The 13,165-nt window shown below is 55.7% G+C and carries 12 protein-coding genes; 3 read left to right on the top strand and 9 right to left on the bottom strand.

All coding sequences use genetic code 11. From position 1 onward, the window contains the following. Nucleotides 1-29: 29 nt before the first annotated feature. Both HUV30_RS01985 and HUV30_RS01980 read right to left on the bottom strand, forming a co-directional pair. Nucleotides 30-731 (bottom strand): PspA/IM30 family protein, encoded by a 702-nt coding sequence (locus HUV30_RS01985; RefSeq protein WP_174403714.1) that lies wholly within the window; start codon nt 729-731, stop codon nt 30-32. A 12-nt stretch (nt 732-743) separates the two neighbouring features. After that, nucleotides 744-1,136 carry a YbjN domain-containing protein gene (locus HUV30_RS01980; protein WP_174403713.1) on the bottom strand — a complete coding sequence of 131 codons (393 nt, stop codon included), beginning with the start codon at nt 1,134-1,136 and terminating at the stop codon, nt 744-746. Between the two features lie 313 nt (nt 1,137-1,449). Here HUV30_RS01980 and HUV30_RS01975 point away from each other — a divergent pair, with 313 nt between their 5' ends. The 3 genes from HUV30_RS01975 (at nt 1,450) to HUV30_RS01965 (ending at nt 4,545) form a co-directional block, all read left to right on the top strand. Then, complete coding sequence (locus HUV30_RS01975) at nt 1,450-2,313, top strand: substrate-binding periplasmic protein (protein WP_373869318.1); 864 nt, start codon at nt 1,450-1,452, stop codon at nt 2,311-2,313. Between the two features lie 531 nt (nt 2,314-2,844). Beyond that, nucleotides 2,845-3,645, top strand: coding sequence for a substrate-binding periplasmic protein (locus HUV30_RS01970; RefSeq protein ID WP_174403711.1), 801 nt, complete (start codon nt 2,845-2,847; stop codon nt 3,643-3,645). Nucleotides 3,646-4,098: 453 nt separating this feature from the next. Beyond that, nucleotides 4,099-4,545 (top strand): hypothetical protein, encoded by a 447-nt coding sequence (locus tag HUV30_RS01965; protein ID WP_174403710.1) that lies wholly within the window; start codon nt 4,099-4,101, stop codon nt 4,543-4,545. A gap of 225 nt (nt 4,546-4,770) precedes the next feature. On the opposite strand, the gene HUV30_RS01960 is transcribed toward HUV30_RS01965, so the two are convergent. The 7 genes from HUV30_RS01960 to HUV30_RS01930 form a co-directional block, all read right to left on the bottom strand. Further along, complete coding sequence (locus HUV30_RS01960; RefSeq protein WP_174403709.1) at nt 4,771-6,045, bottom strand: TRAP transporter large permease; 1,275 nt, start codon at nt 6,043-6,045, stop codon at nt 4,771-4,773. Nucleotides 6,046-6,054: 9 nt separating this feature from the next. Next, nucleotides 6,055-6,603, bottom strand: coding sequence for a TRAP transporter small permease (locus tag HUV30_RS01955; RefSeq protein WP_174403708.1), 549 nt, complete (start codon nt 6,601-6,603; stop codon nt 6,055-6,057). Between the two features lie 57 nt (nt 6,604-6,660). Beyond that, the gene (locus HUV30_RS01950; RefSeq protein WP_174403707.1) at nt 6,661-7,638 is read right to left on the bottom strand and encodes a TRAP transporter substrate-binding protein; all 978 of its coding nucleotides are present in this window, start codon (nt 7,636-7,638) and stop codon (nt 6,661-6,663) included. 154 nt (nt 7,639-7,792) lie between these two features. After that, nucleotides 7,793-8,500 (bottom strand): response regulator, encoded by a 708-nt coding sequence (locus tag HUV30_RS01945; protein ID WP_174403706.1) that lies wholly within the window; start codon nt 8,498-8,500, stop codon nt 7,793-7,795. Continuing rightward, nucleotides 8,493-10,157 carry an ATP-binding protein gene (locus tag HUV30_RS01940; protein WP_243452033.1) on the bottom strand — a complete coding sequence of 555 codons (1,665 nt, stop codon included), beginning with the start codon at nt 10,155-10,157 and terminating at the stop codon, nt 8,493-8,495. The genes HUV30_RS01945 and HUV30_RS01940 overlap by 8 nt, the downstream gene beginning before the upstream one ends. A gap of 99 nt (nt 10,158-10,256) precedes the next feature. Continuing rightward, nucleotides 10,257-10,718 carry a hypothetical protein gene (locus HUV30_RS01935; protein WP_174403705.1) on the bottom strand — a complete coding sequence of 154 codons (462 nt, stop codon included), beginning with the start codon at nt 10,716-10,718 and terminating at the stop codon, nt 10,257-10,259. 141 nt (nt 10,719-10,859) lie between these two features. Beyond that, entirely contained in the window at nt 10,860-13,124 is a 2,265-nt protein-coding gene (locus HUV30_RS01930; RefSeq protein WP_174403704.1) for a response regulator, read from the bottom strand. Nucleotides 13,125-13,165: the final 41 nt, after the last annotated feature.

Here is a 13,165-nt window from a genome sequence, read left to right as displayed (position 1 = left end):
GCCTGTCGTTCTGTCAGCGCGTGGCGCTGCTACATGCCCATCTTGGCCTTGAGCGCGGCAAGCTTGTCCTGCGCATCAATTTTGGAGACGTTGCCGAGAGCGGCATCAATGTCATTATCCAGCCCTGTGCTTTCGGTGGCAAGGTCGGCATAGGCAGCAGCCAGCGACTCTTCAGCGTCCACTTTTTCCTTCATGCGTTCAAGCATGGCCACAGTGCCGGACGTATCCACCTTGGCGATCTGCTCGTTCACCTTGCGGGTTGCCTGCGCGGTCTTGGCGCGGGCTTTCAGGGTGCGCAGTTCGTTTTCGTATCTGGTGATGGTGGATTTGATCTTGTTCACGTTGGTCTGCAACTGGGCCGACATTTTTTCATGCTGTTCGGCTTCTGCGTTCAGGCGGACAAATTCTTCATCCTGCCGTCCTTTCTCTTCCAGTGCCATGGTGGCAAGGCGCTCTGCCTCTGCCATGTTCATGTCCTCAAACTGGGCCTTCTGGAGCAGCAGCATGGCTTTCTTTTCGTATTCCGTTGAGCGGCTCTTTGCGGCTTCTGCCTGCTTGCGGGTGTTTATGGCCATGCTCTTCACGTCTGCAAGGCTGGACATGGCGGCCTGCAGATCGTTCTTGAGGTCGCGGATGCCTTGTTCGGTGAGCTTGATGGGGTCTTCTATCTTATCGAGCACAGCGTGGCTTTCAGCCTGTGCAAACTTGAATAATCTCTGGAAAATAGACATGTGGCTTCCTTCCTACTGTTGAACGTAGCCGAGCAATTCGGGGCCGTATTCCGCCATGGCAAGGCTGAGAGCCTGCACAGAGCCTTCAAGCTCGTTGCGGTCCAGATTATCGAGTTGCAGGGTGTCCCTGAAGAGCAGCATTGATGCGTCTTCGTTCAGAACGAATGCGCCATGCACAAGGTTGCGGTTCATCTGCAAAAGGCGTTTGTACAGATCGCCGCTTTCGGCGGGGATGTTCATGATAAGCTGTTCGAGAACCAGAATGGGCTCTTCGCAGTCGATAACCAGATTAACGATACCGCTTTCGGGGTCGGAGACAACCACCAGCTCTTCAGCGGTGTCTTCCGAAAGAATGGGCAGTTCCATTTCATGGAGATAATGTTTGACCAGATCAAACTTGGACATTGGGGGCTCCTTGGTCCTGTTGGGGGGTGTCCATTCGGAGTATCAGCTTCTCAGGGGGAGGCGCCGAACCGGGCTTTTGCGCGTTGCCGCAGTTCGAGGAGGGGAAAAACCGGTTCAGCTGCACTAAGGACTAGGAATAAACATGAATTATCATGCTGACAAGCCGCGCTGCGGATATTTACACAGAATGTGCATTCTTCTTTCGTATGTGGTATGTCAATAAAGAGCTCCTATTTTCATTGACGGGATCTGCATCAGGGCAGTAGGTAGCTGAACGAGTGTTTCAGGAAGGGTTTGTAACGTTTTGATTTTTATGATTTTTGAATTTTTACCCGTAATCTGGCACGGATACGGAATAGTATGGAAGGGTGGCCGGAATATGACTTTTGCCGGGCGTATGCTCTCTATTTTCCTTTTTTTTTACTGCCTGTTGCATGTTTCAGCAGCCCGTGCTGAGTTTGTTGTGTATATGGCGGATATGCCTCCGTACAGTTTCGTGAACGACAAGCAGCAGGCAGAGGGTATTCTGGTTGATGCCCTGACAGAGATGATGCGCCGCAGCAAGCTGGCCTTTACGCCTGATAACATGAAGAAAATTCCATGGCCCAGAGCCATATCAGAGACGGAATTGCGCCCCGGGCGCATGGTGCTCGGGGTTGCCCGGACGGAAGATAGAGAGACGCGTTTCAAGTGGGTTGGCCCCTTCTGCAGTGTCCGGCTCGGGCTTGTGGCGAAGAAGGCGCGCCATATCCGGATCAGGGGACGGGAAGAAATCTCCGGGTATAGTGTAGGCGCGATCATCAACAGCGCCCCTGCAGGTCTGCTGCAGTCCGAACTGGGTATTTCTCTGAAAACGCTCTCGCTGGTATCCGGAAGTGATCAGTTATTCCGCATGCTTCAGGCAGACAGGCTGGATCTTGTGTGCCATGATGACAACGTGGCGCCGCATTATATGCAGCAGATGGGATACGAACCTGATGACTATGAAATGGTCTATGTATTCAAGGAACAATACCTGTATGTCGCGCTGAATAAAGCCACGGATGAAGCTGTGGTGGCCCGCATGCAGCAAAGTCTTGACGAAATGAAGAAACCCGTAAAGGGCCGCAGCCCGTTCGAGACCATTATGCGGCGGTATATCGGCGATCATAAGGCATTGGACATTGTAACACCCTGACCGCCGCAAACTTTTCCGGTTTCGCAAATACACATGTTGAAAGCTCCGTTGTTGCGCGCGGGGCTTTTTTGCTGTCCGGAACCTGCCGCGTCCGCGAGTGCCGGCTCGCAAGAGGCTTGCAACAGGCTGTCACAAAAGGGGGAGGCCATTTCTTCTGTCCGGCAGGGATTGGCAGGGATTGGCAGGGCGGTTTTACCAGTGCGCGAAATATGATCGAGCTATGCAAGAGCAGGGATATTTAATCGTTGCCGTGAACGGTGCAACATTTTGCAGAGAAAGGAGTTTGCGATAGGGTGGTTCGAAAAATTGCTTTGTAACGTGTACGGGAGTTGCTTGATTCTTCGCCGTGAAGGATGAGAATGAATGTAATAGTGATTCCCTGAAGGTGACATGATTTTGCTTTCTCTATATCATGCATTTCATACCTTGATGCTTTGCTCGTGCGTTTATAGGTTGCGTTGCATATTCAGTTCTTTTGGGCAGGCACTGCGGATCTCATGATCGAATAACGCATCCACAAAATTGTAGAATATGAAAATTATAAGCCAGTTCACAGTGTTGCTTGTTGTATGGTGCAGCCTTTTTCATGCTGTACCTGCGCGTTGCGAGTTTGTCGTGTATGCCGGAGACCTGCCCCCTTTCCATTATGCGGGGGAAGACAGTAAACAGGTCGAGGGCGTCTCCATCGATATTCTCAAGATTATCATGAGGACCAGCGGTATAAAGTTCCACCCGGAGCTGGTGCGTATGGCGCCCTGGGCGCGGGCGATCAAAGAGACGGAGCTGCGTCCCGATCACATGTTGCTGGGTGTGGCCAAAACGGAAGAACGGGCGCCGCTCTTCAAGTGGATCGGCCCCTTGTGCACTGTCAGAATGGGGCTGGTAGCCAAAAAATCCCGCCATATCCGCATCCATAGTGCGGACGATATCCCCAAATACAGCATAGGAGTTATCAATAACAGCGCACCGGCGAGCCTGCTGCATGAAAGTGTTGGCATTCCCATGGATAGGCTGGCGCTTTTGACAGAGAATCTGCAGCAATTTCGCATGCTGGAGGCAGAGCGTGTGGACCTGATCACGCATGTGGACACGGTTGCGCCCTATTTCATGCGGCGGTTGGGGTACAACCCTGATGATTACGAGATGGTTTTTGTAATGAAGGAGCTGCCGCTGTATATTGTTGTAAACAGATTCACGGATGATGCTGTTGTGGAAGCGTTGCAGCACGCTCTCGATGATATGAAACAGAATCCCCCGCGCGGCGTCAGCCAGTATGATGCCATTATGCGCGTTCATCTCGGCGGTCAGGCTCTGGAGGTGACGGCCCCCTGACCTGCGTGCCTCAGTTGTCGTGCCTCAGTTGTCGTGCCTCAGTTGTCGTGCCTCAGTTGTCGTGCCTGTGATGGCCGTCGCTTTGGATGGTTGCCTGAGTTACCAGTTTGTCCGGTTCTGCCGGCTGCCTGTCATGTCAGCCTGTCCCGCCCGCTTGTCATGCCATTATGTCCCGCCAGACTGTCCTGTCTGTCATGCCAGTTTGTCCTGTCAGCCTGTCCAATTTGTCCGCTTTGCATGGGCACCTTTGCCTATCCCTCCCACTCTGTTTTCCCCCCTCTCTTTGCTTTGCCGGTTCCGGTCGGGACCGCGCACTGAGGTGTTACCCATTCTCTCTGCTGTGGGCGGCGTGGTATGTAGCCCACATTTTTGAGGACATCCGGAAGGTTGTGCTATATCTGTTTGTGTGTTTTATGGTGCCGTTGTCCGCTGACTGTTATGGAGAGAGGCGATATGAAGACTGGTAATAGGACGCTGGCCGGAGTCATGTTTGTGAAGCTGCGCATGCTGTTGCTGGGTATCATTCTGGTACTGCCTTTAACCGGTGTTTCGACAGCGGAAACTGAGTATGCTGCAGTCGCTTTGCTGGAAGGCGGAGGAGCCGGCAGTTCCGGCGGGAGTCTCGGCTCCGGCTCGGCTGCGCCGCTTGTGCCTGAAGGGGGCGGAGAGAAGGACGGCTCAGAGAAGGGCGACAATGGTCCGGATGGTGCCTTGCAAGGGGGCGGGCAATTGCACCCTGAACAGAACGGTGCTGCCTGCGGCGGGCGCGCGCTCTATGACACCTGCTTCCTGCGGGTGTCCGGTCAGTGGCTGCAGGGGCAGTGCCTCTGGCAGCAGGGGAGTCTTGTCTGTGTTCTTTCCGGCAGCGGCGGGGAATCGTCAGGTGGACGAGTGCAGTGAATTATCTGACATGATCAGTGAATGATTAGGGTGTGTTGACCCCCATATTTCCGTTAAGCCGGAACTGAGGTCCAAAAACGGATTTTCCTCGCGTATACGAGGTGCAGGAACGTCAGGTGCCTGCCCGGCGGAGCCAAAAAATATCAGAAATGACGTTGTCAGCAATCTGAGAAGGGGACCGGATTACTCCGGTCCCCTTTTTTGCGTGACAAGTTTGTCTGCCTGCTAGTGCAGCAGACTCGGCAGGAATGTCGTGAGAATGGGGAGCGAGGTGAGCACCAGCAGCACAACCAGCAGCGCATAGAGGTAGGGCAGAGATGCCCTCATAACCCGTTCAAGCGGCACCTTGCATATGGCGCTGGCAACGAAAAGGTCCAGCCCCACAGGGGGAGTGATGCAGCCGATGGCAAGGTTCACCACCATGAGCACGCCGAAGAACAGCGGATCTATGCCCAGCTGCAGGGCAACCGGCAGGAAGATGGGAGTGAGAATGACCACTGCGGCAGAGGCGTTGATCATGGTGCCGATAACCAGCAGCAGCACGTTCATCATGAGGAGGAACAGGAACGGCGAGGACGTGAGCGAGACCACATAGGCACCGATGTGGTGGGGAATCTCGAGGTTGGTGAGCATCCAGCCGAACACCTTGGCCGCGCCCACGATGAACATGATGAGCGTGGTGCCGATAACGGCGTCGAAGATGATCTTGGGGAAGTCCTTCAGCTTGAGTTCCTTGTAGATGAACATGCCCACGAAGATGCCGTACATGGCTGCCACGGCTGCGGCTTCGGTGGGGGTGAACACGCCGCCGTAGATACCGCCGATGATGATGACCGGGGTCATGAGCGCCCAGAAGGATTCGCGGAACGATCTGAAAAGGTTGGCGAACGAGAATGCGCCTTCAGCGGGAATGCCTTCCTTCTTTGCCAGCCACCAGCTCACCACACACATGCTTATGCCCATGAGCAGACCGGGAACCACTCCACCTACGAACAGGTCGCCGATGGAGGTACCGGCAATGACGCCGTAGACAACCAGCGTGATGGACGGCGGAATGACAATGCCCACGGTGCCGCCTGCGGCAACAATGCCGGTGGCCAATTCGCGTCGGTAGCCCTTCCGCTCCATTTCATTGACCATGGTGGAGCCGATGGCTGCCGTGGTGGCAGCGGAAGAACCGGAAATGGCGGCGAAGAACATGCCGGAAACGGCAACCGCCTGTGCAAGGCCGCCGGTGAACGAGCCCACCATGGCCTGCGCGAAATTGACAAGGCGCTTGGTCACGCCGCCTGCGGACATGAACGAACCGGCCAGCATGAAGAAGGGAACGGCCATGAAGGAAAAGGAATCAACACCGGAATAGATATTCTGGGTGATCATGACTTGCGGCATGTCCAGAAACAGGAACAGGATTAACGAAACGGACAGACCCAGCGCAAAGGCCACGGGCACGCCCAGAAAAGTCATGAGAAGAAAAGAGCCGAGCAATACGCCTTCCATGGTTTCCCCCTACTCGTCGTTCTTGCTTGCGGGTTCGGAAACAGACAGGGCATCCGCATTGGCGGCCGCATCCTGCGGGTCTTCAGTGCTGCGCATTTTTCTGAAGATCTCCACGGTATCCCGTATCAGGTAGAGCATCATCAGGCAGGCGCTCAGAGGAATGACCGCATACACCCAGCTCATGGATATGCCGAGGCCGGGGGCTGTCTGAAAGGTCATGACGGAAGTCATTTTGGAGCCCTGAATCAGAAGCAGCAGAATGAATGCATAGCTGCATGCGTTGATGAAGAGATTCATGGCATGGCCGAGGGGCGTGCCTGCAAACTTGCGGGGCAGAAGCTGCACGGCAAGGTGTCCGCCTTCGCCCATGATGAGTGCGGAACCGAGAAACACGACCCACACGAAGAGAAAACGGGCCAGTTCTTCAGACCATTCAAAGGTGTGGTTGAAGATGTATCGGGTGATTACCTGCAGAAAGATGAGTACCAGCATGACCGCCATGGAAGAGACGGAAATCCAGAACAAGACCTTGTTCAGACTCTTGAGCAATTTTTCCATACTACGCCTCGCGAAGGAAAAACGGCCCGCCCGTGCAAGGGCGGGCCGCGTCATCGGTTAGTTCTTGAGGGCTTCGATCTTGTCGATGTTGTCCTGACCGACTACATCGGCGAATTCCTTGTATACGGGACGGGTGGCTTCGGCGAACTTGTCACGGTCCACTTCAATGACTTCGATCTGGCCGGTGGCCTTGATCTTGTCCCAGTATTCAGCATCTTCGCGGGTGGAAAGATCGCGCTGCCATACGATGGATTCCGCTGCTGCAGCCTTCAGGATATCCTGCTGGGCGGGGGTGAGGCGGTTCCATGCAACCATGGAGATAACCATCGGTTCAGGCGCGTAGGCGTGTGCGGTAAGAGAGGCGTACTTCTGCACTTCAAAGAAGCGCTTGGTGAAAATGTGGGCGCTGGGGTTTTCCTGACCGTCAACAGTGCCCTGCTGAAGCGCGGAATAGAGTTCGCCAAAGGCCATGGGGGTGGGGGAAGCGCCGAGAGACTTCACCATTTCCACGTAGATTTTGTTGGTCATGACGCGGATCTTCAGGCCATTCATGTCTTCGGGGGTCTTGATGGGGCGAACGTTGTTGGTCATGTGGCGGATGCCGTTTTCCATGTAACCGAGCAGCTTGATGCCCTTGGATTCAAGCGCCTTGCCCAGTTCCATGCCCACGGTGTCGAGAGACTTGTAGGCGTGGTCGCGGTCCTTGAACAGGAAGGGAAGGTCGAAGATGGAAATCTGGGGCTGGAACTGACCAAGCACGGCAGTGCCAACCAGAGCCATATCCACGGTGCCGTATATCAGACCTTCGATCAGGTCCTTCTGGCCGCCCAGCTGGGAGCTGGGGAACACGCGAACTTCCATTTCTCCGCCGGACTTTTCAGAAACGAGCTTGGCGAAGTAATCGGCACCCTGACCATAGGGGTGAACGGGTTCGGCGATATGGCCGAGTTTGAGAACAACCTTTCCTGCAAAGGCGGGAACGGCAAGACAGACTACGAGCAAAGCAACGGCAACAGCTTTGGCAAAACGAAACATAACTCCTCCGAATTACGCAATTGGTTATGGACCCCACGGCGCACCATGCCTGTGATCCGTTTACGTTTGGGAGAAGTTACTACAGCAAGAAGTAGCGGTACTTTTTAGGGAATAAAAAGGAAATTGTGCATTGTGCGTATTTTGTTCATTTTGTTCACGCGTGGGGGGCCGTGGACTGGAAATAGCGTCGTTCCGGCCTGCCGATGGAGCCGTACACCTGATCGGCGTAAATGGCCCCTGCAGAAGTCAGATATTCGAGATAGCGCCTTGCCGTGGAGCGGCTGACACCGACATTGGCGCCCACTTCTTCGGCACTCAGTCCGGTATCGGCAGGGGCATGTTCCATGGCGGACTTAATTTTTCCCAGTGTGAGCAGATCAATGCCCTTGGGCAGGTCGCCCGATTGCGAGGCGGGAGTGTTACCGCCGGAGTTGTGCAGCAGGCTGTCCACATCGTGCTGTTCAATGCGTTCGTCGCAGCAGATGCGTTTGCGGTAGCTGCGGAACTTGCTGATGCACTCATGAAAACGGTCGGCGGAAACGGGCTTGATCAGATAGTCGAACACCCCGCCCCGCACAGCTTCCTTGAGCGGTCCCACTTCGCGGGCAGCGGTGATGAGGATGACATCCATCTCCCTTCCTTCCGCACGTATTTCGCGCAGCAGATCCGTTCCGGAGCCTTCAGGAAAATACAGGTCGAGCAGCACCAGATGCGGCTCAAGCGTTTCGATCATGAGGCGGGCATCATCAAGGTTGTAGGCCACTCCCACCACTTCGCATCCTTCCACACGCATGGTGAAGCGCCGGTGCAGGTCCGCTATGCGCACATCGTCTTCGACGATCAAAACCCGAATATCATTCATGCCTGGCTTCGCTCCTTTCTCCGGTTGCGGTGGCGTGCCTGCCCGGTTTTTTGGGTACCGTTACCGTAAACAGGGCACCACCGAGGTTGCTGTCGGAAATCAGCACGTCGCCGTCCAGTTCGTCAAGCGCCTTGCGCACGAGATACAGCCCCACGCCGCGGCGGTCCTTACCCTTTGACGAAACGCCTTTTTCAAAGACCTCGTGCGTCCGGTCCATGGGAATGCCATGACCGGAATCCTCTATCTCGAAGACGATGTCGTTGCCGAGGTCGGTGAACGAAAGCTCCACGCGGCGCCGGTTCAGGTCGCGGTCGAGAACGGCCTCAAAAGCGTTGTCGAGCAGGTTGCCCAGTATGGTGACAATCTTCACCTGATCAATGTGCGCGGGCACGTCCTCAAGCGTGCTTTGCCTGTCTATGGCAAAATCCACCTTCAGTTCCTGCGCGCGGTTGAACTTGCCGAGCAGAATGGCGGCAATGACAGGGTGGGGTACCGCTTCGTTCAGGAAGCGGATAACGTCCTCGTAACCGTGCGATTCACGGGTAACCAGTTCAAGCGCCTCACTGTATGCCTCTATCTGGATGAGCCCCGCAATGGTATGCAGCTTGTTGGAATATTCGTGGGTCTGCACGCGCAGCAGTTCGGAATATTCCTGCACGCGCGAGAGTTCGGTGGCCAGCCGGTCCAGCTCATCCTTGGGGCGGAAGCTGGCCACGGCCCCGTGCAGGGTTCCCTGCCGGAATACGGGAACGATGTTGAAGATCATGTCCCTGTCATTGATGTGGCGTTCCTGATCATATTCCGCTTCGCCCGTGGCGAGGGCGCGGCGCAGACCCGCACCGGGCAGCACGTTGTCTATATTCCTGTCCTTGCGGACATTGGCAGGGTCCAGCCCCGCATAACGCACGGCCGCCTTGTTTGCCAGCCGCACCCGGCCTTCGGGGTCCACGGCCACCACACCTTCGCGGATGGCTTCCAGAATGGCACCGCGTTCAAGATACAGGCTGGTTATTTCCGAAGGTTCAAGCCCAAGAGTGATATTCTTCAGGTGCTGGGCAATGAACAGGGCGCTCAGAATGCCCACGGCCGCCATGGCCGCGATGAGGGTGAAGGGTTTGTTCAGATGGGGGGGAATGGCGTCGTGTACTTTTGTGGAAAGATACCCCACGGACACGAAGCCGATGATGTCGTCGTTGTAGTCGTAAATGGGGGTCATGCCGCGCAGCGAGGGGCCGAGCGAGCCCACGGCTTCTGAAATGTATGACTTGCCTTCCTTGAGCGCGGGGCCGGTGTCGCCGCCCACAAAGGGAAGGCCTATGCGTTCCTTGACGGGGTGGGAGTACCGTATGCCGTTGCGGTCGCCCACCACTACGTAGGATGCGCCTATGCTCACGCGGATGGATTCGGCAATTTCCTGAATGGTGCCGTGGGGGTCGCGGGCAAGAAGCGCCCGGCGAATGGTCGGCATCTGGGCTATGGTTTTGGCCGCATGCAGGGCGCTTTCGCCGATCTCGTTCTTGAGCATGTCCGTTACCGGACCGGTGATGACCAGCCAGCTTGCCGCAAGCTGCAGCAACAGCAGCACCAGCACCATATGGATGAGGTGCGCTCGAATGGATCGGGGCTTGATCCGATGTATCAGGTGTTGCAGCGGCAATGTGGCATCCCCCTGCCGGATGATGGTTCTTTGCGAAGGTCGCAGAACTATAGGCAGGATGAAAGGCCGTTGGCAAGATGCCGCAGGCGGACGCCTGGCTTATCGGGGGAAAAGCTGCCGGATGTGGATATCGTAGGTGCCGTTGTTCCCCTGAAGCACTGCTTCCACGGGGGATCCTACCCGTGCGTGAAAAGCCACGGGTTCATCGCGCCTCGTCTGCGGTTCGACAGTAAGCATCAGGGGGCGCTGGATATCTTCACTTTTCTCGTAGTGCCTGATCTGGCCCATGAGATTGCGGACCTCATTGCCCGCAAAAGTGCCGACGTCTATATGGATGTTGCGGATGAAGACGGGGGATGCGCTGTAGTTGGCAATCCACAGCGTGGTGGCGCAGAGGCCGTCCGGCGGGGTGGGGGTGCCGTTATCAAGACCGGCTTCGGGCATCTGAGACTCGCGCGCACGGGCAAGGCGTTGCCACACAATGAAGGTGCTTGTGAGCAAAAAAAGAAGGGCAATGGCAAAATAGCCTGCTGTCTGGGAATTGAATTGAATGTCGGGCATGGTGGTGGGGCTTGTGTAAAATAAATGCTAACAGGAACGGTTTGCAGCCCTACTTCATGGCATAAACCGTGTCAAGCCTCGTCATGCGGGGTTTTCAGGGGAATATAGGGGGTGGGGGTACTGGCAAAAGTGCCCGACAGGCTACCGGCGCAGGGCCGCGCGGTGCATGTATTTACGCAGGCAGGCATCCAGTGCCTGCAAGTCGATGGGCTTGGAGATGTAGTCGTCCATGCCGGCCCGCAGGAACATCTCTCTGTCGCCCTTCATGGCATGCGCGGTAACGGCGATAATGGGAATGGCCCGCCTGTCCTGCATTGGCAGCGAACGGATGCGTTTGGTTGCTTCCAGCCCGTTCATTTCCGGCATCTGTATGTCCATGAGGACAAGATCAAACACCCTGTCGAGAATCAGGTCGAGCGCTTCCAGTCCGTTGGAGGCTTCTTCCGATTCATGGCCAAGTTTTTCCAGCAGATAATGCAGTGTCTTGCGGTTTACGGGATCATCTTCCACGATGAGTATCCTGCCCGGCGGTATCTGCGGAGAGGTATCCTGCTCTGCGGGAACGCTTTCCAGAACCGGTTCCGCTGCCATGGCAAAGGAGAGGGTGAGGTGGGCTTCAGTGCCGACCCCCGGCTCGGAGCTGAGGCACAGACTGCCCTGCAGCATCAGCACAATGCGCTTCACAATGGCAAGGCCAAGCCCCACCCCGCCGAACCGTCTGGAAAAAACTGCCTCGTTCTGGGTAAAGGGCTCAAGCACATGGCCCAGTTTGTCGTCCGGAATGCCGATACCCGTATCTGTCACCTCAACATGGATGGATATTTTGTCAGGATCGTTGCGGAACGGCAGAGGATATACATGTACGGTAATGCTGCCCGTCTCGGTGTATTTCACGGCGTTGCCGATGAGGTTGTAGAGCACCTGCCGCAGGCGGCCGCTGTCGCCGATGAGCAGGCCGGGAACTTTCTTGTCGAGATCTACCGTAATATTCAGTTTTTTGCGCTTGATATCGTCCGCGAACAGAGCGCAGACCGGGGCAAGCACATCCGTGAAGCTGAAGGGCTCTTCAAATATTTCCATCTTGCCGGATTCTATGCGGCTTATGTCCAGAATGTCTGTGAGAATGCGCAGCAGATTATGGCTGCTCTCCAAGGCCATGCTGATAAATTCGGCCTGTTTTTCCGTGAGGATCTGGGTCTGCATGAGCTGCAGCATGCCGATGATGCCGTTGAGCGGTGTGCGTATTTCATGGCTCATTATGGCCAGAAACTCGGTTTTGACCCTGTTGGCTTTCTCGGCTTCCTCTTTGGCGGCAAGCAGCAGAGACTGAGCCCGGATGCGTTCCGTCTGGTCATCTACTATGGCAACATACAGGCTTTCGTGAATGCGGAAGCCAAGCAGGCGGATGTGAATGGGGGACAGGCTTGAGGCGACGGTACATTGCTCTGCCACCTGCAGGCTGCCTTCAGCCTTCAGCCTCGCAAGATTCATGGCCATATTCCGGCATTGCAGAACGTCCTCAAGCCGTTGCGAGTGGATTGGTATGTCGTCCGATGCCAGCAGCGAAAGTCCTGCCTTATTGCATTCAAGAATTCTGTCGGCGTCATCAATAAGCACCATGCCCAGCGGGGCGTTGGTGAAAAGGGTGCGGAATCTTGCTTCGCTTTTGCGTATGGCCGCTTCGGTCCGGTTTCTGAGTTGTTCATAGCGCCGCAAAAAGTAGAGCAGGGCAATGCTGAGCAGCAGGCCCGTGACGAATATGCTCATGCTGCGGAAAAGCTCTCCCTGCTTCTCATGGGCAAGATCTCTGTAATAGCCGGACATGGGAACGGTAATGCTGATGCCCCCGCGTATGTCGCCCACCTTGTACCCCTGATGAGCATGGCACTTGAGGCAGAAGTCTTCTGTTATCATGGGGCGCATGTAGTGCAGGGCAACCTCGTTACCTTCTTCGACAAGCCTGTGGTATTCCTTCGGGGCTGTCTTGAAGGCCATGAGCACTTCACGTTCCCACGGGGTGGGCGCATTGGCAGGGTTAAGGGGCTCAAGGCTGGTAATGTGGCCCTGCAATCCGTCTGATTCGCTCATGATTTCATGCACCATGCGAGTCATGTAGGCGGGATTGACCAGCGTGAAGATTTTTCCGTCCTGCGTGATTATTTCCCTGTTGGGTACATTGAGGTGGGGATTCGGCTTCATGTATCCGGATACTTCGGCGTAGACGCCCCCCGTCTTGGCATTCCATCTTCTGTAGGTAAGGTCTGTGTCATAGGCCCGGCGGGCGTCTGTGAGAGCTGCGTTGTACTGACTGCGCAGGTAATCACCCACGGCTCTGTCATATGTGTAATATGAGAGCATGGTCCAGAGCAGCAGGGCGAGCAGGCTGGCAAAAATGGCACGCTTCATGGGCAACCCTTGAAAGGAGAATCCCCGTGCAGTCTCTGCTG

The sequence above is a fragment of the Desulfovibrio subterraneus genome (genome assembly GCF_013340285.1).
Lineage (GTDB): Bacteria > Desulfobacterota > Desulfovibrionia > Desulfovibrionales > Desulfovibrionaceae > Halodesulfovibrio > Halodesulfovibrio subterraneus.
This window is presented reverse-complemented; position numbering and strand designations above follow the sequence as displayed.